Raw genomic sequence first — 2,767 nt, 5'->3', positions numbered from 1 at the left:
GAAGAAGGAGTCCGGGTCCTGCCGGTGCACCAGATCGTCCAGGTGCGGATGGACCACATGGGCGTGGCTGCGGTGGTAGGCGGCGACCCCGGCCGCGACCGGATCGTGGTGGGCGAGCTGCTTGCGGCGCCACGGGCCGAGCACCTCGTCCCAGACCGTCCGGCCGAAGCGGCGGGCGGGCGGACCCGCCGCCGCGTCGGCCATCCGCACTCCGCCGAGCTCGACGAATTCCACGCTGCCGCCGCTGTTCTGCTGTCTGCGCACCCAGTCCTGGAACGCCTCGACGGCGGCGTGGTCGAGGAAGTCGACGGCCAGCTCCACGGTCACGTCGGCGTCGGCGGGCACCTTCGCCAGCTCCCCGAACAGCCGGGGCAGGGCGAGGAAGGTGCACGAGCCGTCCACTCGCACCCGCCAGCGCTGGGACTGCGGAATCCGCTCGGCCACGATGGCCACCCGCACCACCCGCCACAGCAGCAGCGCGAAGGCGAGCAGCAGGCCGAGGACCACGCCCTCGAGCAGGTTGAGCAGCACCACCCCGCCGATGGTCACCAGATACACGAGCAGGTCGCCGGTGCGGCGGGCCAGCCTGATGTGGGAGATCTTCACCAGCTGGATGCCGATCACCACGAGCAGTCCGGCCAGCGCGGCGGTGGGGATGCGCTCGACCACCGACACCAACGCCACCGAGAACACCAGCAGCCAGACACCGTGCAGCACCGCCGAGGCCCTGGTGCGCGCCCCCGCCTGCGCGTTGGTCGCGCTGCGCACGATCACGCCGGTCACCGGGAGACCGCCGAGCAGGCCGGAGAGCACATTGGCCGACCCCTGGCCGATCATCTCGCGGTCGAAATCGGTGCGCGGGCCGTGGTGCATGCGGTCCACCGCGACCGCCGACAGCAGGCTCTCCACGCTGGCGATCAGTGCGATCGTCAGCACCATCAGCGCCACCGCGCCCCAGCCGCCGTCGGGCAGCCGAGGCAGGCTCAGCGCCTCGAACAGCGACTCCTGCAACACGATGCGCTCCACCCGCACCGGCGCGAACAGCGACACCAGGGTGGCCGCGACGACGGCGACCAGCGGTCCCGGCACCACCCGCACCCGGGCGGGCAGATACCGCCAGCCGAGCATGACGGCCACGACGATGCCGCCGATCACCGCCGCGCCCGCGTTCATGCCGAGCACCTGTCCCGGCAGCGCGGCCAGATTGGCCACGGCCGAACTGTGCGAGTCGCCGCCGAGCAGCACGTGCGCCTGTTGCAGGGCGATGGTCACGCCGATGCCGGCGAGCATGGCGTGCACGACCACCGGCGCCACCGCCAGCGCGGCGCGAGCGATCCGGCTCAGCCCGAACAGGATCTGCAGCACGCCCGCCGCTGTGACGATGAAACAGGTGGTGCGCCAGCCGAATTGCGCGATCGATTCGGCGACCACGACGGTCAGCCCGGCGGCCGGTCCGCTGACCTGCAGCACCGAGCCGCCGAGGCAACCGACCACGATGCCGCCCACCACGGCGGCGATGAGCCCCGCCGCGACCGGCGCGCCGGAGGCCAGTGCGATGCCGAGCGAGAGCGGCAGGGCGACCAGGAAGACCACGATGGATGCCGGAACATCGTGGCGCAGAAGGGATTTCCATCTGCCGTCGGAAGCGGCGGCAGGCGACGGTGGTGCGTGTTCACTGGCGACGGACATGGCTCAGCTCCTTCGCCGCGGGCGTCCGGCGGATCGACACGGCGGACACGGCGGCAGACGATTCGATGCGGGGGCAGGACCGGACACCGCGCGACAGACCCGTCTCGCGGTCGAGTGGCGGCCCGCACGAGGGCGGGCGGCGGGCGAGGCGCTAGGGCAGCACCTCGGGAAAGCTGGAACGCGCCGCCGCCACCCGGCGCGAGATCGCGGTTCCGGCAGGGGAATTCACAGCCGATGCGGTTTCGGCGGCGGCATTCACCACTTCGGACGACGTCGGTGTCTCGCAGTGCGCGGGGAACATATTTCTCCTTCGCCATCGGACGGACCTCACGGACCGGCGATGGTTCATCGGTGGAACATGTGCGGGCGGGGCAACCAGGCGACGGACGGGCCCCCGATGCACGCGTGCGCGCGTCGGCGGATCCCACGACCCGGGGACCGGGCCGGGATCAATAGTAAAGACGAACCAAAGAGTTGGGAAAGCGCCTGCCGGAAACGATTGTCGATCGCGACAGAATTGTGATGGCCATCACATATCTGGCGCGGGTCGCTACCGCCGAGCGCGCTCCGGGTTCCGCGCGGCGGCGGCAGCGCGCCGGTGACCGAGGACGTGGTTGACGGCCAGCGCCGCGAACACCAGTGCGCTGCCGCACGCGCCGAGCGCCAGCGCCAGCGTGATGCCCGAATCGGCCGGACGCAGATCGGCGGACAGGTGCGCGGCGAGCACCGCACCCGACAGCGCACTGCCGAACGAGCCGCCGACGGTGCGCAGCACCTGGTTGAAGCTGACGGCGCTACCGAGTTCGGTGTCGGCGACATTGCGGGCGATCAAGGCGGGCATGGCCGCGTAGGTGGTGCCGATGCCGATTCCGAACAGCAGCATGCCGAACAGGATCTCCCACAGCCGGTCGTGCCAGAACCACAGCAGGAAGGCCGAGGCCGTCATCACGCCCGCGCCGAACGGCAGCAGGGTCGTCACCCGGACACGGCTCGACAGGGCGCGCACGATCCGGTTGGCGCCGAGGCTGCCGACCGACAGCGGCGCCATCACGAAACCCGCCCAGAACAGCGGCAGCGC

At 71.3% G+C, this 2,767-nt stretch carries 2 protein-coding genes and 1 pseudogene; all 3 read right to left on the bottom strand.

All coding sequences use genetic code 11. The annotated features are described in order from the left end of the window. Nucleotides 1–1,689: SulP family inorganic anion transporter (locus tag QH283_RS04255; RefSeq protein ID WP_280501709.1), on the bottom strand; the 1,689-nt coding region annotated here is incomplete at its 3' end. A 151-nt stretch (nucleotides 1,690–1,840) separates the two neighbouring features. Then, the gene (locus tag QH283_RS04250) at nucleotides 1,841–1,990 is read right to left on the bottom strand and encodes a hypothetical protein (protein ID WP_280501708.1); all 150 of its coding nucleotides are present in this window, start codon (nucleotides 1,988–1,990) and stop codon (nucleotides 1,841–1,843) included. A gap of 249 nt (nucleotides 1,991–2,239) precedes the next feature. Then, nucleotides 2,240–2,767, bottom strand: a pseudogene (locus tag QH283_RS04245) (MFS transporter); the annotation flags it as partial.

This window comes from Nocardia farcinica, from assembly GCF_029867845.1.
GTDB lineage: Bacteria > Actinomycetota > Actinomycetes > Mycobacteriales > Mycobacteriaceae > Nocardia > Nocardia farcinica_A.
Note: the sequence above shows the minus strand (reverse complement) of the source record. Positions and strands in the feature narration are given on the sequence as shown.